The organism is Streptosporangium sp. NBC_01639 (assembly GCF_045209755.1).
GTDB lineage: Bacteria > Actinomycetota > Actinomycetes > Streptosporangiales > Streptosporangiaceae > Streptosporangium.
Genome location: NZ_CP109272.1, coordinates 9,012,767 through 9,029,595 on the forward strand (window position 1 = coordinate 9,012,767; position 16,829 = coordinate 9,029,595).

The following is a 16,829-nucleotide window of genomic DNA, read 5'->3' on the forward strand; positions in this document are numbered from 1 at the left end:
CGTCGGCATGGCCTGCGGCACCGTCGAACGGGTGATCCACGTCAACCTGTCCCGTCTGCGCCGCACTCTGCTGGCCGCCTCCATCGCCGCCGCAGTGGCGGTGCCGATGACGGGTGCGGCACGTCCCGCGGCCGTCCCCGCTCCCATTTCCGCCACCGCAGCCCCGCCACGGATGGCGACCCCAGCGGCCTTGGCCGCACGCTACACCGCCGTCCGGGGCGATATCTTGGCCGCCGAGCGGATGGCCACCGGCCACGGCCACCGATGGCGGGCCGCGGTGCTGCGCGCCATGGCCGCTCCTGCGCGCCGGTTGCTGTCCTTCGACGGCCGTGACGGCGGCCGTGCCGTCGAGGTCTTCGGAGACCTGGCGGCGGCCGAGCGCATCGCCGTGCTGGTCCCCGGCGGTGACACCCACCTGGACAAGTACGGGCTCCTGCGCGGCGGCGCGCTGAGACTGCACCAGGCGCTCGGCGACCGGGCCGCGGTCATCGCCTGGCTCGGCTACCGGACCCCCAACACTGTGAGCCTGGCGGCACTCACCGCCGACCGCGCCGACGAGGCAGCACCGGCGTTGCGCGCCTTCGTACGGGAGTTGACCGTGCTCAAGCCAGCTGCCCGCATCTCTCTGGTGTGCCACTCCTACGGCAGCGTGGTCTGCGGCCGGGCCGCACCCGGCCTGGACGTCGCCGACATCGTGCTGATCGGCAGCCCCGGCATCACGGCCGATGACGTCGGCGGGTTGCGTACCCCGGCGACCGTCTGGGCCGGCAGGGGAAGCCGCGACTGGGTCGCCCACGTACCGCACACCCGACTCCGCCTGCCGTTCGTCACGGTCGGGTTCGGCACCGACCCGATCTCTGTGAGCTTCGGCGCCCGCATCTTCGCGGCCGGCGACGGCGGACACAGCGACTACTTCAAGGCCGGATCCCCGTCGCTGGTGAACATCGCCCGCATCGTCTCCGGACAGCCCCCCGCCGAGACGCGCCGTGTTCTCTGAGCTCATCCGGCGCGTCGAGTCGGCGACCCCCACCGGCCGCGATCGTGCTCTCGATGCGCTGCGCGCGCTGGCCATCGGCGGCGTGGTACTCGGCCACTGGCTGGTGACCGCGCTGGTCGCCGACAGCGGAACCGTACGCGTCGCCAGCCCACTGCGGGACATGCCCTATCTCGCCCCTGCCTCCTGGATCTTTCAGACCATGGCACTCTTCTTCCTGGTGGGCGGCAAAATGGCCACCAGCAGCCATGCCACTGCCCGGGCCAGAAACATCACCTACGGGCGATGGCTGGGCATCCGGATGGCCCGCCTGTTCCAGCCGGTCGCCGTCGTGCTGACGATCTGGACCCTGGTGGCGGCCGTGATGCTCACCCTCGGAGCGGACCTCGCGACCGTGAACGCGCTGGCCAAGCTGGTGTGGTCGCCGCTGTGGTTCCTGCTGGTCTTCGCCGCTCTGACGGCACTCACCCCGCTGGTCGCCCGGCTGCACCCGGGGTGGCCGCTGGCCACGGTGGCGTTCGTCGACCTGGTCCGGTTCGGCCTGGGCGGGCCCGCCTGGATCGGCTGGGTCAACCTGGCGGCCGGTTGGCTGGTGCCGTACTGCCTGGGCGCGGCCTGGGCCCGCGACCGCCTGCGCGACCGTGCGACCGGGTGGGCGTTGCTGCTCGGCGGCGCCGCCGCAACGGCCGCACTCGTGCTGTGGGCCGGCTACCCGGCCTCTATGGTGGGGGTCCCGGGTGCCCGCATCTCGAACCAGTCCCCACCCACGATTGCGGCCGTCGCCTTCGGTCTCGCCCAGTGCGGAGCGGCGCTGCTGCTGCTCGGCCCGCTACGCCGGGTACTGTCCCGGCCCGCCGTCTGGGCGTTCGTGGCGCTGGCGAACCTGTCGGCGATGACGATCTTCCTGTGGCACCAGACCGCCATGATCGCAGTCACCGCGCTCGGCCTGCTCACCGGCCAGACCCTGCCGGGCCTGCACACCGTCCCGGACAGTCCGGCCTGGGTGTTGGCCCGGCTGGCCTGGCTGCCGGCGTTCACACTGGCCCTGCTCATGTGCCGAGCCGCCTTCCACGCCCACGAACATCGACGGCACGAAGGACCCAGGCACAGCACGACCACGCCCGAACAGCCGCAGTCCTGCTGATCATCGCCCCTGCGGGCATCGCGTAGTGACCGGAGATGTCCGACCAATGACATGCGTCACTCGGCAGGCTCATGCCGCATCGGCCTCCTCGCCGAGATCGAGATGGACCTCCATATCATCCAGCGGCGCGTTCAGGTCATAGATGTAGTCGCCGAAGCGGCGGACGTTGTCCTCCTGGTAGGGCGACATGATGGCCGCATCCGCGCGATGCACCGCCTGGCCCTCGCTGCGCAGCTGATTGAGCACCAGCGACATGTCGAGGGTGGTCTGGTACATGACCAGGTCGGCGACCAGCGTGTTGAACTTGATCGCCTTCTCCTGCCCCTCTGGGTCGTTACCGGCGATCACCCCGTTGCTGCCGAAACCGATCCACTTGGCGAAGTTGTTGTAGGACTCGACCATGTTGGTGGCGCGGGTGATGTTCTCCCGCAGCAGGGCATCGGAGACATAGCGAAGCAGCACCATGGTGCGGATCACGCGGCCCAGCTCGCGGAAGCAACTCGAACCCGAATAAATGCGCTAAACCAAAGACAGGGAACGACTGGCCTTGCGTATCGGCGTGGATCTCCTTGGGCGCCGCCTCGCTCTCCTGCTCCAGCAGCCCCTCGATGATGTAGACCGCCTCCCAAACCCCGCAGGGCACGAATCTGGAAAAGAGCGCGATGTAGTTGTCGGCGATGTGGTGGTAAGCGATGCCTCCGTATCACCTGCGGCGGGATCTCCGCCAGCCGCGGGAACCGGCCCAACCGCTGACAGCACTTCAGCCACACCATCAGCGACAGCCGGTTTTCGTCGGTGTCGGTCATCTCCCGCGCCCAGTCCATCTCCTCCAGACTCGGCACGTACGCCTCGCGCAACTCCCGCTCGGAGATGGACCGCTTAAACCGCGGATAGGCGATCTTGTCGATCGACGCCATTGGGGCACAGCCTTCCCAGCAGCCCACGATCATCACAGAACGCGCGATACTGTAGCCGAACGATCACCATCCGCGAGGTAGAACACGCGAAGATCTTCGTCCCTTCCCCCGGGTGCGCCAGACAGCCAAGGCCGAACTCCGCGAGACACCGGACACCGGGACGGCACGCACCCTGAGCAGGCCTCTCCACACAAGCCTGCTCAAGTTTTCGGTAGGCGAGGCTTTAGTCCTCTAGATTGTTTTCTGTCTTTAAATGATTTTGAGCCTGGCCGAGCGCCTTTACAATGTAGATTAATAACTGTCCATACACTGAGCCATTGTCGGTAAGCGGCCGTCACGTCCTGTGATCGTGATCAGATGGTGCGCGTAGCCCTCGTTCTTCGAGTTCCGCCCGTGCGTCCGGGCTGGATCGGCCGACAGCAACAGGTGCGGCAAGGGTCCCCCCCCCCTGTCCCTCGCCGAACCCGGGCCGTGACTGCTCGCCGCCTCGCCCGCGACGAGCAACGCCTGCACTTCGCGTTGCTCGCGTGCCATGGGCACCAGGTGGGTGCACGCCACCACTTCACCCATCGACATCGGACTTCCCCTTCCCAGCTGGCGATCGAGTACGGCAACGGTGACCGAGTCCAGCGCATGACGACGGTCTTCGCCTCTGCTCTCCCAGGGCAAGCCCGCCCGCTCAGCGGTACATCCCCTCCGCATAGGAGGGGCCGTAGTAGCGCTCCAACTCCTCGATCGGGTCCTCCGGTCGCTCCAGCGCCTGGGCGATGTGCGCCCGCGAGGGCAGGGCCTGCGGGTTCCAGCTCTCCGGGCGCCACAGCTCCGAGCGGAGGAACGCCTTGGCGCAGTGGTGGAAGATCTGCTCGATCTCGACCACGATCGCGAGCTGCGGCCGGTGCCCCTTGACCACCATCCGGTCGAAGAAGGGGGCCTTGCGCACCAGGCGCGCCCTGCCGTTGACGCGCAGGGTGTCGCCGCGGCCGGGGACGAAGTAGATCAGGCCGACATGCGGGTTGCGCAGGATGTTGTGGAATCCGTCCGCCCTGCGATTGCCGGGCCGTTCGGGGATCGCGATCGTCGAGTCGTTCAGGATCAGCGTGAATCCGGGCGGGTCGCCCTTGGGTGAGACGTCGCAGCTGCCGTCGGTGTCCGAGGTCGCGATGAGGCAGAACGGCGAGGCGGCCAGCCAGGCCCGGTCCAGCTCGTGCAGGGTTTTCCGCTCCTTCGCGATCACAGCCGGCTTGGGGGTGCCGAGCAGCTCCCGCAACTCGTCCGCGGAGTTGATCGACTCCCAGTCCTGGGTCTCCATGGTCCTCCTTTGATCCAGAAAGCCTGGAAGGCTATTTCATCGCTTCTGTCTCATATTTCTCAAGGACGATCAGATGGTACGGCGGTGCTCCAGGCGGAGCAGGACGAGCGCCGCAGCGGCGATTTCGGTGATCCGGTTGGGGTCTAGGCTGACCCGCCGCAACGCCTTGAAGGTGGTTTTGAGCAGGGAGTTCGCGCGTTCGCAGACGCCGTGAATGCCGCGGATGACCTTGTTGAAAGCCTGCTGGGTCTCGGTGAGTTCGCCGCCCCTCGGCTTCTTGATCGGATGGCGAAATCCCGCGCCCGCGTTCTCATACCCCAGGTCGACCAGGGTGAGCAGGCCGTCGGCGGCGGCCTTGTCCAGCGTGCTGGGCAGGTCGTGGGAACGGGCGCAGGTCAGGTCGTGCTCACGACCGGGTCGTACCGGCGACACCCAGATCGGCCAGCCCTTCGGAGTAGAGAGCACCTGCACGTTCCCGCCGTGATGCTTGTGCTTCCCCGACCACCAAAGGTCAGCGCCATTGGGGCCGGACGTGGCGATCCGGTCGGTGCGGATGACGGTGCCGTCCAGGTTGAGGTGGGTCAGCCCCGCTTCCTTCGCCGTAGCCAGGGCTTCCTCCAGCGTCGGCGCCTGAGCGGCCAGTACGGTCAGGCCCTCGTGCAGGTAGCGATAGACCGTGGTCAGCCCGATCTTGTTGTCAGCCGCCAGTTGGGCGATCCGAGTGCCGTCCAGGAACCAGCGCAACACCAGCACCGCCTGGGCGAAGGTGCCCAGCGCCCGGCGTCCCCGGCGGGTGCCGCACTCGGCACGGCGGGCCTTCAGCAAGACCGCCAGGCACTGGGCGGTCTCGCTGCGAACATCCAGCACGGCCGTGTATGTGACGCTGGAAGACAAGTGGAGCCTCTCGGTGGTCGAACTGCTGGCCGCACATCAGTCCTACCAGGGGCTTCACGCATGTCCGGCACCAGACCGAGGGCCACGACGCGCCGCTGACGACCACGCTCAGCGACAGATGCTTACTGGAAACAGCTCACTGAGTCCAACGCCCCGGACGCGAGACCTGAAACACCACGGGATCCCTCCCCTGCCCGCTTCTTCCCGCCGAGAGCCCCCGGCGGCCCCTCCCCTCACGGAACACGAACAGCTGCGCCACCCCACCAGACGGATGGGTGACAGGGCGGAAAGACCACACGGCCTCATCCCCCTCTCCCAGCCGGAGTCACCCCGATTCTGCCGAATCGGGGTGACTCCGGCTGGGAGAGGTCAGTCTGGTTCATATCTCAACGGCGTCGTCGATTGGATGGCGGGCAGGGGGTCAGATAAGAACCACGACGGCGATCAGCGCCAGGACGGTGACCACGGTGGCGGCCGTGACCGTACCGAACCGGGCAGGGGCGAAGAGCCCGGAATCCAACTGTCGCCCAACGGACCGGTAACGCACCGTTCCGTAGCCGCTCACCAGCAGACCAGCGAAGATCAGGATGCCGCCCGAGATCACGGCGTGAACTCCTCTGTGCGGGGCGAACTTCGCCACCGCGACACCGAGCGCGGCCACGCTGATGCCGGTGCGCAGCCATGCGAGGTAGGTCCTCTCGTTGGCCAGATGGTCCCGGGCGCGACTGCCGACGTTCGGCGCGGCCCTGTCGGGGATTTCCCCGCTCATGCGTCCTCCCGGTGTGTTCGGCGACCCGGGAACGGGTCGAGGAGGGTCGAGGCAGGCTGCCGTCCCTGAGTTCCGGGTGCTCGTGGCGGAACGCGAGAGGGAGGGATTCCTCCTTCTCCGGTCCCAGCCAAGCTGGTCGTGGTTCAGGATTGGCGATGCCACGCCGACGGAGCGAAACCGCTGCCGGGAACCCGCGTGGGAAGCGATGCCAGCCTTGATCACCAGTGCGTACCCGAGGTTCGACGCATTCGCCGTCCGGCAAACCGCCACCGAAAGCCGACGATCGAACTTTTAGGTGTTTTCTACCCTGGATAGAGCTTGATGGGGGAAAAGGCCATTTATGGCTGACCTTCCTTTTCATGATCGGACCGACTTCGACAACGCCGAACGAGGATTCGTCGCGAAGTTGAGCCCTGCGGTGATCAAGGCCGCCGACGGCCGCGTCGTCTGGGACAACGACTCCTACGACTTCCTCGACGCCGAGGCTCCCGAAGGTGCCCACCCGAGCCTGTGGCGGCAGGGCCGGCTGTGCGCCAAACAGGGCCTGTTCGAGGTGACGGACGGCATCTACCAGGTACGCGGCCTGGACCTGTCGAACATGACGATCGTGGAGGGCGAGACCGGCGTCATCGTCATCGACCCGCTGATCTCCACCGAGTGCGCGGCCGCCGCACTGCGTCTCTACCGCGACAACCGAGGCGATCGTCCGGTCACCGGCGTCATCTACACCCACTCCCACGGCGACCACTTCGGCGGCGTGCGCGGCGTCACCGATGGTGAGGGCATCCCCATCATCGCCCCGGCCGGATTCATGGAACACGCGGTCTCCGAGAACGTCTACGCCGGCATCGCGATGAGCCGGCGCTCGGTCTACATGTACGGCCCGGCGCTGCCCCGCTCGGCCGAGGGGCAGATCGGGTGCGGTCTGGGCATGACCAACTCGACCGGCACCATGTCCCTCATCGTGCCCACCGTCGACATCACCCGCACCGGACAGCAGGAAACGGTCGACGGGGTACGCATCGTCTTCCAGCTCACCCCCGGCACCGAGGCGCCGGCGGAGATGAACTTCCTGTTCCCCGACCGGCGCGCGCTGTGCATGGCCGAGAACGCCACCCACAACCAGCACAACATCCTCACCCTGCGAGGCGCGGTGGTGCGCGACCCCCGCGTCTGGGCCCGTTACCTGACCGAGGCGATCGCGCTCTTCGCCGACCAGGCCGACGTCGCCTTCGCCTCCCACCACTGGCCCACCTGGGAGAGGGACAACATCGTCCGCTTCCTGTCGCAGCAGCGCGACATGTACGCCTACCTGCACGACCAGACCCTGCGCCTGATGAACCGCGGCCTGACCGGCATCGAGATCGCCGAGACCATGCAGATGCCCCCCGCGCTGGAACAGGCCTGGCACACCCACGGCTACTACGGGTCGGTCAGCCACAACGTCAAGGCCGTCTACCAGCGCTATCTGGGCTGGTTCGACGGCAACCCGGCCCATCTGTGGGAGCACCCGCCGGTCGAGCAGGCCAGACGGTACGTCGAGTGCCTGGGCGGGTCCGCCGCTGTCGTCGGGCTGGCCGGTCGCTATGTGAAGGAAGGGGATCTGCGTTTCGCCGCCACGCTGCTCAACCACGCCGTCTTCGCCGACGAGCACGACACCGATGCCCGCACGCTGCTCGCCGAGGTGTACACCGCCCTCGGCCACGGCTCGGAGAACGGCACCTGGCGCAACTTCTACCTGATGGGCGCCCTGGAACTCACCGGCGGCATCGTGCCGGCCGACCTCGACGTGACCTCACCCGAGATGATCGAAGCCCTGGCCACAGAACAGATCTTTGATTCGCTGGCCATCCGCGTCAACGGGCCCCAGGCGTGGAACGAGCACTTCGCCATCGATTGGCACCTCACCGATTCCGGCGAGCATCACCGCACCACCATGTCGAACGGGGCGCTGATCCAGCAGTCGGGCCCGCCTGAGGCCACCGTGGACCTCACTGTGCGGCTCACCAAGCCGCAACTGCTCGGCTTGCTCGCCGGCAAGGGCGCCGACAGCCTCGACCACGACGGGGACATGGGCGTTCTGCGCCGCCTCGCAGCCGTCCTGGACGATCCGAAACCCGACTTCGCCATCGTCACTCCCTGAGTGCCGTCTGCTCCACTGTCAAAGAGGCCTTGGTCTCCATGCGCGGAGGGGTTGTGGTGGCCTCGCGGTTCATTGTGGCGACCGGTGTGGCTCTCGTCGGGGATCTGCGCCGCCGGCGGGACCCGAGACCGATCACGGCGCGCATCGTCCCCGCTTTCGAGACGAGCGCCCGCGCCGCGTCGGGGAGGTCGCGGACGCTGAGGGAGTCAAGACGGCCGGCCGGTCGGCTGAGGGGGGTCCAGGCGATGGCCAGCGTACCGCCCAGCAGGCCCAGACTCATGCCGATCAGGAAGCCGCCCAGGTTGGAGTAGACGAAGGACGCCATGGACAGCAGTACGGCCACCAAGCCGAGGAACACCCGCTGGCCCGGCTGCAGCCACACCAGCACCCCTGAGATCATCATCACCAGCGCGATCAGGTAGGTCGCCCCTACCGCGCTGAACAAGATCGTCACCGATAGCGCGTTGAGCGTGAACGGGATGGACAGCAACTCCGCCCCCGCCAGCACGATGAGCAGCCCGCCCCAAAACGGCCGTGAATGCCGCCACGATTTCATGATCTGCCCGCCCGTCGAACCGTCAAAACCCGTCAGAGCCCGTCAGAAGCAGGGGTGGTCGCCGACCTGCAGGGTGAGCGCGAGGTCGGGGAGGCTGAAGGTGCCCGCCGTGGCGGCCCACGCGGTCAGCCGGGCATCTCGCAAGACGGCCGTCCTGCTTTGCGCACCGAAACTGCCCGCCGGGCCCCTGGCGCCGGGGACCGCGTCCAGAGTGCTGGCATCACGCCCCAGTTGGATGTCGTTGAAGAACGCCGCGGCCTGCGCCGCCGCGGCGTCGATCACCAGGTCCGTGGCGACCACCGGCTCGTCGCCACGGCCGCCGGTGATCCTCAGGGTCACCGCGCCCAAGGGCGTCTTCAAGATGGCGCTCGTGCACAGATCGAACACCTCGGCCCGCCGGACTCCGGTCACCAGCACGGGGATCAACCTGCCCTTGATATCACGGTCGATGCCGACGGCCAGCGTGAAGCCCTGCGCACGAAACTCGCCGGCGAAGAGCTTGAACGTGGAGCTCGAGACCACGAAGGTGACGCCGATCGCGCCTTGCACGGTGGCGCCGACCAGGAGTGACGTCGTTGTGAGCACCAGCGTGAAGGCCAGTGCGAACCGTTTCCACCGCACGCGCCCTTGTTCGACCATGGTCACCTCCACGACACCTCATGACGAAATGAGCCAGCATCCTGTCACGGAGAGTGACAATTCGGCTATGTTGCTGATCATCATGCGGTTGGCAGGCTCCTGCCAACGGACACGCCAGGTGCGCGCCGTTCCTGACCCCCATCTGGACAATCTTGCCGAAGACCAGAATGACGAACAGCCTCGTCACGACCGCATCGCTGAACCCGGCGAAGCCGGTAACCACCAACGACGCAGAGAATCCGTCAGCAGAGTCTGCTGGGGTCCCGGTAACAACAACGCAGGAAACAACGGATATGCAGATCAGCGGCCCTCAAGATCATTCCTTGGCGTACGTTTTCTCTTCGCTGTTCCTCAAGGGCCTACTCGTCTACAGCAGATACTGCAGAGCGAGGGTGATCGTGATGATCCCGATCGCTGCGACGATCAGATTTATCGCCCACCGCAGGTGCCGGTGCTTGGTGAGTGCCAGGTGGGAGAGCTGGAACGCGCTCTCCGCCAGAGACAGCTCGCTGCTGGCCAGCTCTTTGCGCACCTGCTCGAGCACATCCTGCGCTGTGGCCGCTGTGGCGTAGGCGATGAGCCCTGTTCCACCGTGCTTGGGCAGAGCGGGGCGGATGGTGAACAGGATCAGCACGACCGCCATGGACAGCACCAGAATCGCCGCGATCACACCGAACCGGGCGATCCCGGGGAAGTGGGCCGGGCCGGTGACCAGCAGGGTGCCCAGCACACCGAATGCGGCACCTGCCCAGGACAGCAGCAACCCCGACTTGCCTTCGCCGGCGCGGACCAACTCGGCATGAGCGGTGGCGACGGCAGCGTTCAGTGCCTCCCTCAAGGCAGGATCCGGCTCCGGCGAGGCAGGGGGTGTGGCGGCATTGCCGGGTTCATGGTCCGGGGTCGTTCGTTCTTGGCTCATGGTCGGCGATCCCTTTTTGCGGAGACAGGGCAGTTGCCAGGGGCATGGCACGGCTTGGTGGTTGAGCTGTGCCGCGATGTTTCGCTCGAACGGCCATGCGCTCCCGCTGCCGGATGTAGGGAGGAGCTGTGCACCTCCTCAAGCCCCTCTTTGCGAGGCTACAGCCACGGCAGAGGGATCGTCGGCGCAGGCCGGCGGGCTCATCCGGTCTCCGTTGCGGATGGGCTCCGATCTCATCTGCGATGAACCGGTGACAGGGCGTGGAGCGTCGTCTGCGAACAGCAGGACATGATCCTGCAGGAGATCGACGCCGGGGCGGCATCTGACATGTCGCGTCTTGTCGCCGCCTTTCCGGCGACCGTGTCGCGGCCATCGACACCCCACCCGGAGCGGACGGCGACGCGGGGAACGGTCTCGCGCGTCGTTCATGGTTCTCGCACGGCGGTGAAGGCTTGCCGGACGCCGGGAAACACTGGCAGCCGCTGGGTGGCGCCGTCGTGGTAAGGGTTGGCGCGCAACACCGCCAGGACGGGCTCGCGGACGCGGGCCAGCACCAGCCGGCAGCCGAGTGCCTGCAGTTCTGCCGTGAGCTGGGCCAGGGCGTCGGCCGCCGTGGCGTCTACGTAGAACACCGCCTGCATATCGCAGATCACACATCGTGGCCGCGGCTCGCGGGCGGTCACCAGGGCCAGGACCCGTTGTCGGACACGTCGGGCGTTGGCGAAGAACAGGGGTGCGTCGACGCGGTAGATGAGGATGTCCGGGTGAGGCGATGCGTCGCCGTCGGCGATCTCCTGGGGCGGATGGCCCTCGTCGATGATGGCGAGCAGGCTGTCGTGCGGGCGGGCGGCACGGCGAATCAGCTGGCTCGCAGAGAGGATCACCGCGATGAGCAGGCCGCGTAGTACGCCGAGGCCCAGCACACCGGCGACGGCCACGAGCGCGATCACGCCCTCCGCACGCCATCCGCGCCAGAGCCACCGCAGGCCGGTGACGTCGATGAGTTTGGGAGCGCCCACCACCAGGATGGCGGCCAGTACCGGCATCGGGAGCAGCGCTACCAGCGGCCCACCGGTGAACAGGACGAACGCGACAATTCCGGCGGCGATGAGCTGGAACAGCTGGGAATGTGCGCTGCTGCGAGCCGACAAGGTGCGGCTGGTGCTGGCCATCGGAGGGAAACCGGTCAGCATACCCGTGACCAGGCTCGCTGCACCCAGAGCGGCGGTCTCGCGATCCAGGGAGATGCGGCCGTCTGCTTCGGCTCCGGCCTGGCGGACGGCGCTGAAGGTCTCGACCGAGGCGACCAACGTCATACCTACCGCCGGCAGCAGCAGTGCCCACAGGTCTTCCAGGGTCACCTGCGGCCAGGTGATCGCGGGCAGGCCGCCGACCGCCGGGCCGACCACGGCCACGCCTTGATCGGCCAGCCCTACCGCTGCCGAGATGGCGATGGCCAGCACGCAGACCACCAGCCCGGCGGGTACGCCGGTCAGGTAGCGTCCGAGCACCATGAGCGCGGCCACGGCGCCCAGGCCCATCATCGCGGTCAGTGCCTTTGCCTGCTCCAGGTGGGTGAGGACGTGCCAGAGCTTGACGAGCGGCTCGGAACCGGGCGTAGGGATACCCAGCAGGGTGCCCACCTGGCCGGCAAAGAGCTGAATGCCCAAGCCGGCCAGGTAGCCGAGCATCACTGGGCCGGACAGGAAGTCGGCGACGCCCTGCAACGGCAGCACGGCTACCAGCAGGCAGCCGACGCCCACCAGAAACGACAGGGCCGCCGTCAACGCCACCGCCCGGTCGCCGCCGCCCGCCTGACCATGCACCACGGCGAACGTCAGCAGTGCCATGGCCGAGGAGGGACCGACCGCCACGAATCGCGTCGCGGTCAGCAGAGCGAATATCGTCGCGGCCCCCAGGGCGGTATAAAGACCGGCGACCGGCGAAAGCCCGGCCAGGGCGCCGAATGCCAGGCCCTGCGGCAACAAGGTCACAGCGGTGGCGAAGCCGGCCACGATGTCGGCGCGTGCCCAGCGTGCCGAGTAGTGCCGCAACTGCCCGATGAGTGGCACCACGTCCACTGCCCGAATCCGACGCCTGTTCATTGGCTCATCATGCGACCGGTCCTCGCCACGGTTCTCCGGACACGCCTGGCCTGCGTGGTAAACCATCGATTCCGTACAAGATCACGAAGGGCGTTCCCGGGCCCGCGAGTTCATCATTCAGGCTTAGGGAACACGGCTAGGAGTTGGCGGCCAGCCGATCTCGGCCGCCCAGCGCTCGGCCGCCGTCATCAGGACGGCTGTGGCCGGAGCCTTGATCTGCCCATACTGGAGCAGGTCCGGCACGCTGCGGGCCAGGCGCTGTTTGAACGCTCCCCAGGCTCTGCGTGAGGCTTCATCGGTCCGCAGGTAATCTCGGAAGAGAAGTGCGAAGCGGGCGTTCGGCCCTCCCACCTCGCGCAGTCTGCCACCTTGGCCGCAACGTCACTGGCCCCGCGTACCTTGCGGCGTTCCAGCCAGGTCGTCAGCCGCCCGAGGCCGATCCGGCGCAGGGCGGCCGGTGTCCGGTACTCGGTCGGCATGACCACCGGCCCCTTGGCCGCGGAGTGGTCGAAGGCCCGCTCCAGGGCCGGGCGGATGGCCACCAGCTGGTCGCGGAGCCGGTTGATCAGCCGCACCCGGTCGGCGATCAGACCGGCCCGGTAGTTCGTCAGCACCTGGAGCGTGGTGACCGGCTCAGGGGGTGTTCAGCGGGGCGAAGTCCCGCCGCATCCGAGCCTGGTCGGCGATGACTCGGGCGTCCTCGGCTACGGCGCATTCCGGCAGCTTCCGAGAAAGTGAGCTTTCCCGCCATCCCTGTCGCCCGGATCGCTCAATGCTGCGGCGGCGAGAGGCGGGGCAGAGATGAGAAGGGAGGAGGGAGCGGCGGCGGCTTCGGCCTGACGGCATCTACGTGCAAAGAACGGCGACGCGTGCCGGCGGCCCGCGTCGACGTCAACCGCATCGTGATCGGCGGGCAGTTCGTGGTCGTGCCGCTGCTGGGCACCCAATGCCCCCTTTCAGACCTCCCCCTGGGGGCAAGCGGCCCTTCCTGAATGGCGTTCATCCTTCTGCCGGTTGGGGGGGGCGTCCGGGCATTCCGGGTGATCATAAGGTGTACGCCATGACGTCAATGACACAATTGGCCGGCAGACCGACCTGGGAACCACTCCCGACCCATGAGGCCCTGCAGCAGGTCGAGACCGCTGCCAGACCTCGTCTTGGCGATCGGGTGATAAACCGTAGTCCCGCATACGCACCTCCACTAATGATCAAGGTCATTGCGTGGCGATGCGTTGCCCCCTTGAGACCCCCCACCGTCATACGAACGCGCGGACGCCTGCGCCGACCCACCCCGTGGTGCTCTTCCGCCGTCTTCCGGTCGTCACTCGGAGGCCGACCCTCCTCGTAGGCCGACCCTGGCGCCAGAGCACCACGGCTGATGCTGCCTCCAGCCTTCCGATGTCAGTCGCTACCGGCCGTTCCGATCATTCTCACGGGCCTTTTCGGCGGCTCAGGCGAAATCAGTTGGCGGGCTTGCCGAACCAGCGGGAGAGGTGGCCGTCCAGGTCCCGCTGATCGTCACCGATCCAGGCGACGTGGCCGTCGGGGCGTAGCAGGACGCACGGAACATCCAGTACCGCAGTGGGATCCGCGAGGTAATCGACCCGGTCTGACCAGTCGCCGACGGTCAGGCGTTCGGTGCGGTCCAGCAGCAGGCCGCGGCCGCGATGCAGCAGACCGTAGAGGTGGCCCTGTTTCACGTCGATGTCGCGCAGGCGGCGGCCGAGCAGGTCGGGACCTTGGCCGAAGTCGTAGCGGATGCCGATCGCGGTGATCTTCTCGATCAGATGGCGGTTCACCTCGTCGAGGTCCATCAGTTCGGTGAGCAGCCTGCGCACGGCCTGCGGGCCCGGTTCGGTGGACGTCAGTTCCATCTGGGCGCGGGTGTTGTCCAGCACGTCCTCGGCGACCGGATGACGTTCGGCCTGGTAGGTGTCCAGCAGTTTTTCCGGCGCCCAGCCGCGGATCTGTGCGGCCAGTTTCCAGCCGAGGTTGAACGCGTCCTGAACGCCCAGGTTGAGGCCCTGTCCGCCGATGGGTGGATGGATGTGCGCCGCATCGCCGGCCAGCAGCACCCGCCCGACCCGATAACGTTCGGCCAGCCGGGTGGCATCCCCGAAGCGGGACAACCAGCGCGGGGAGTGCACGCCGAAATCGGTTCCGGCGATGGTGCGCAACTGGTGTTTGAAATCTTCGAGAGTGGGCGGTTCCGCGCGGTCGCTGACTCCCGCGGCGGGGACCACGACGCTATAGACCCCTTCGCCGAAGGGCCTGAGCCAGAATCGCTGATGGGTCTCGCTGATCTCGGTCACCTTGGCGGCGATCTCCCCCTGCGGTACACCCACGCGCATCTCGCCCATGAGCGTGTCGGTCCGTGAGGGCTCGCCGGGGAAGCCGACGCCGAGCAGTTTGCGCACCGTACTGCGCGCGCCGTCACAGCCGACGAGGTAGCGCGAACGCAACCGTTCCCCGTCGGCCAGTTCAACGGTCACACCCTCGTCGTCCTGCTCGAAACCGGCGACCGCGCAACCGCGCCGGACCTGCGCACCCAGGTCGACCGCACGCTCTTCAAGCAGACGTTCGATGACCGGCTGCGGGATGCCCAGCAGATAGGCGTATGCGGAATCCAGGCCCTTGGGCGCGGGTTTGGGGATGGCGGCGAAGAAACCGCCGGCTGGACGCTGTCTTCCATGCGGGAGAATGCGATCCAGCAGTCCGCGCATCGCCATCAGCTCGAGAGTGCGAACATGCAGACCGACTATGCGGACGAACGACGCGGGCTCGGTTTCCTTCTCCAGAACGAGTACCCGCACATCGTGCAGCCGCAGTTCGGCGGCCAGCATCGCACCGGTCGGCCCGCACCCGGCAATGATCACATCGAAGATGAGGGGCGCGCGATCGGCGCCGGAGGCCGGCGACCGGAGAACTCCGGGGACGTCGCCCACCGTGGAGTCACGCTCGACCCTGTCGTTCGACGGCGGCTCGGCGGTGACCTGCTGAGAGTACATAGATGTTGCCTTTCGGGAGTGCCTTGTCGGCAAGGCGCTCCCGGCGACACCTACGTCAATCGCCCGACCGTGACGGTAAGGGGGAGCACCCATATCGATACAGCGTTCATGGGTCTCACCTCCTCGGGCGGTGTCACGGTCAACTGCAAGCTACAAGCCCGAGCATCATCCCGTCCAACCCTTTTCCAGCCACGTGATCACGACTCCGAACGGGCCCGTGCGGTTGCATGCGGCCATACCGGACCCGAGCGGCCACAGGACTCTGCCCTCCGCGGCCAACGCAAACGCAAGATCCGTATCCTCGAAGGGCTGCGGTTGATGGCGCTTCTTGCTTCTCCCCGCCCTCCGCTCGGGAGCGCGGGGAGAAACTGCTCTATTCCCCGCCCAAGGGAGGGCCGGCCCGTTGAGGCCGACGCGGGGACGACCTTTCAGACGTAGTGCCGGCTTCGGCTGCAGATCATCGACATCAGCAGTTGATGGGTTTCGCCGTCGGCGGCTACGACGAGTCCGCGGCCTGCTTGCCGGATCGGGGCGCCGTCGACCCCGGTGACCACGCAACCGGCGGCCTGGCACAGAGCGATGCCGGCGGCGAAGTGCACACTCCCGGACAGGTCGCCGCCATCGGTGACGTACGCGGCGCGTTTACCGGCGGCGACCCAGGCCAACGCCAGAGTCGTGGAGACGACCCGGGGGCGGAACCGTTCGACGAACCCGGGGTGGGCCAGCAGGTCCACGGCCCGGAATCCGGGCGCGCCAGGGAATGGCGGGTCCAGATTGACATCCACGAGCCGGGTGGCGGGCGTAGGCGCCAACTGGGCATCGGCACCGTCATGCCGCACCCAGGCGGTCTCACCGTCGGTGAAGAAGACCTCCCCGCTGAACGGGTCGGCCACCGCCGCCGCACCGCCGCGCAGCGCCACGTTGACGGCCACCAACATGTTGCCGACGGCGTAGTTCAGCGTGCCGCACAGGGGATCCACCAGCCACTGGCGTGCGGCCTCGGCGGCACCCTGCTGCCCGCCCTCTTCGCCGAGCACGGCGTCATCGGGCCGGGCAGCGCGGATGACGCCGAGGATCGTCTTCTCAGCCTCCACATCGGCGACGGTGGCGAAGTCCCCGGCGCCCTTGTCGATGCGGGTAAGCCGCTGGCCGTACATGCTGCGCACCACGTCCGCACCGGCACCTGCCGCAGCTATCGCGACGCCGACATCGTCAAGGCTTGCATACGGGTTGATCACACCACACAGAATATCGGCGACGAAAGTTCAGGTCTTCGGCCGCCAGGCCCGCTCCCGGACGTGCGCATCACTTGGAATCTCCGGTAGGTCATCGCATCGGCGGCCGCTCCGTGTCGGTGACCGTGCTCATTGTCTCCTCCTCGCCCTCTGGTTTCGCCACCGAAAGTACCGATACCAGCGGTAGCGCAATACGT

14 protein-coding genes and 3 pseudogenes are annotated in these 16,829 nt (G+C 67.4%); 3 read left to right on the top strand and 14 right to left on the bottom strand.

The window, feature by feature from the left end:
• Nucleotides 1-7: 7 nt before the first annotated feature.
• Together OHA77_RS41135 and OHA77_RS41140 are read left to right on the top strand one after the other, a co-directional pair.
• A complete protein-coding gene (locus tag OHA77_RS41135) occupies nucleotides 8-997 on the top strand; it encodes an alpha/beta hydrolase (protein WP_406314998.1) in 990 nt (329 codons plus the stop codon).
• Nucleotides 987-2,138 carry an acyltransferase gene (locus OHA77_RS41140; RefSeq protein ID WP_406314999.1) on the top strand — a complete coding sequence of 384 codons (1,152 nt, stop codon included), beginning with the start codon at nucleotides 987-989 and terminating at the stop codon, nucleotides 2,136-2,138. Before OHA77_RS41135 ends, OHA77_RS41140 begins: the two co-directional genes overlap by 11 nt.
• Nucleotides 2,139-2,207: 69 nt before the next feature.
• Here OHA77_RS41140 and OHA77_RS41145 read toward each other — a convergent pair whose 3' ends face one another.
• The 6 genes and pseudogenes from OHA77_RS41145 to OHA77_RS41170 form a co-directional block, all read right to left on the bottom strand.
• A complete protein-coding gene (locus OHA77_RS41145) occupies nucleotides 2,208-2,615 on the bottom strand; it encodes a Tn3 family transposase (protein ID WP_406315000.1) in 408 nt (135 codons plus the stop codon).
• 70 nt (nucleotides 2,616-2,685) lie between these two features.
• Nucleotides 2,686-2,781, bottom strand: a pseudogene (locus OHA77_RS41150) (Tn3 family transposase); the annotation flags it as partial.
• 115 nt (nucleotides 2,782-2,896) lie between these two features.
• A pseudogene (locus tag OHA77_RS41155) lies at nucleotides 2,897-3,088 on the bottom strand (hypothetical protein); the annotation flags it as partial.
• A 646-nt stretch (nucleotides 3,089-3,734) separates the two neighbouring features.
• Complete coding sequence (locus OHA77_RS41160) at nucleotides 3,735-4,364, bottom strand: pyridoxamine 5'-phosphate oxidase family protein (protein WP_406315002.1); 630 nt, start codon at nucleotides 4,362-4,364, stop codon at nucleotides 3,735-3,737.
• Between the two features lie 69 nt (nucleotides 4,365-4,433).
• The gene (locus OHA77_RS41165; protein ID WP_406315004.1) at nucleotides 4,434-5,231 is read right to left on the bottom strand and encodes a transposase family protein; all 798 of its coding nucleotides are present in this window, start codon (nucleotides 5,229-5,231) and stop codon (nucleotides 4,434-4,436) included.
• A 448-nt stretch (nucleotides 5,232-5,679) separates the two neighbouring features.
• On the bottom strand, nucleotides 5,680-6,027 hold the full coding sequence (locus OHA77_RS41170; RefSeq protein WP_406315006.1) for a YidH family protein: 348 nt from the start codon (nucleotides 6,025-6,027) through the stop codon (nucleotides 5,680-5,682).
• A 340-nt stretch (nucleotides 6,028-6,367) separates the two neighbouring features.
• Between OHA77_RS41170 and OHA77_RS41175 the strand changes: the two genes are divergently transcribed.
• The gene (locus tag OHA77_RS41175) at nucleotides 6,368-8,170 is read left to right on the top strand and encodes an alkyl/aryl-sulfatase (RefSeq protein WP_406315007.1); all 1,803 of its coding nucleotides are present in this window, start codon (nucleotides 6,368-6,370) and stop codon (nucleotides 8,168-8,170) included.
• Here the strand turns inward: OHA77_RS41175 and OHA77_RS41180 are convergent.
• The 8 genes and pseudogenes from OHA77_RS41180 to OHA77_RS41215 form a co-directional block, all read right to left on the bottom strand.
• Entirely contained in the window at nucleotides 8,160-8,726 is a 567-nt protein-coding gene (locus OHA77_RS41180; RefSeq protein ID WP_406315009.1) for a DUF6114 domain-containing protein, read from the bottom strand. The two genes, OHA77_RS41175 and OHA77_RS41180, sit on opposite strands and share 11 nt — an antisense overlap.
• 42 nt (nucleotides 8,727-8,768) lie before the next feature.
• On the bottom strand, nucleotides 8,769-9,365 hold the full coding sequence (locus tag OHA77_RS41185; RefSeq protein ID WP_406315010.1) for a DUF6230 family protein: 597 nt from the start codon (nucleotides 9,363-9,365) through the stop codon (nucleotides 8,769-8,771).
• Between the two features lie 367 nt (nucleotides 9,366-9,732).
• Nucleotides 9,733-10,203 (bottom strand): Pycsar system effector family protein, encoded by a 471-nt coding sequence (locus tag OHA77_RS41190; RefSeq protein ID WP_406315012.1) that lies wholly within the window; start codon nucleotides 10,201-10,203, stop codon nucleotides 9,733-9,735.
• A 506-nt stretch (nucleotides 10,204-10,709) separates the two neighbouring features.
• Nucleotides 10,710-12,389 (bottom strand): SulP family inorganic anion transporter, encoded by a 1,680-nt coding sequence (locus OHA77_RS41195; protein WP_406315014.1) that lies wholly within the window; start codon nucleotides 12,387-12,389, stop codon nucleotides 10,710-10,712.
• Between the two features lie 123 nt (nucleotides 12,390-12,512).
• Entirely contained in the window at nucleotides 12,513-12,740 is a 228-nt protein-coding gene (locus OHA77_RS41200; RefSeq protein WP_406315016.1) for a GrpB family protein, read from the bottom strand.
• Nucleotides 12,740-13,094 (bottom strand): annotated as a pseudogene (locus OHA77_RS41205) (transposase); the annotation flags it as partial. The gene OHA77_RS41200 and the pseudogene OHA77_RS41205, both read right to left, overlap by 1 nt.
• 755 nt (nucleotides 13,095-13,849) lie before the next feature.
• On the bottom strand, nucleotides 13,850-15,274 hold the full coding sequence (gene rox, locus OHA77_RS41210) for a rifampin monooxygenase (protein ID WP_406319963.1): 1,425 nt from the start codon (nucleotides 15,272-15,274) through the stop codon (nucleotides 13,850-13,852).
• 551 nt (nucleotides 15,275-15,825) lie between these two features.
• Entirely contained in the window at nucleotides 15,826-16,635 is an 810-nt protein-coding gene (locus OHA77_RS41215) for an inositol monophosphatase family protein (RefSeq protein ID WP_406315018.1), read from the bottom strand.
• Between the last annotated feature and the right edge of the window lie 194 nt (nucleotides 16,636-16,829).

Excerpts from the sequence above, each read along its gene's own strand:
- OHA77_RS41135 (WP_406314998.1), top strand. The coding sequence starts at position 8 with ATGGCCTGCGGCACCGTCGAACGGGTGATCCACGTCAACCTGTCCCGT.
- OHA77_RS41160 (WP_406315002.1), bottom strand. The coding sequence starts at position 4,364 with ATGGAGACCCAGGACTGGGAGTCGATCAACTCCGCGGACGAGTTGCGG.
- OHA77_RS41170 (WP_406315006.1), bottom strand. The coding sequence starts at position 6,027 with ATGAGCGGGGAAATCCCCGACAGGGCCGCGCCGAACGTCGGCAGTCGC.
- OHA77_RS41175 (WP_406315007.1), top strand. The coding sequence starts at position 6,368 with ATGGCTGACCTTCCTTTTCATGATCGGACCGACTTCGACAACGCCGAA.
- OHA77_RS41180 (WP_406315009.1), bottom strand. The coding sequence starts at position 8,726 with ATGAAATCGTGGCGGCATTCACGGCCGTTTTGGGGCGGGCTGCTCATC.
- OHA77_RS41185 (WP_406315010.1), bottom strand. The coding sequence starts at position 9,365 with ATGGTCGAACAAGGGCGCGTGCGGTGGAAACGGTTCGCACTGGCCTTC.
- OHA77_RS41195 (WP_406315014.1), bottom strand. The coding sequence starts at position 12,389 with ATGAACAGGCGTCGGATTCGGGCAGTGGACGTGGTGCCACTCATCGGG.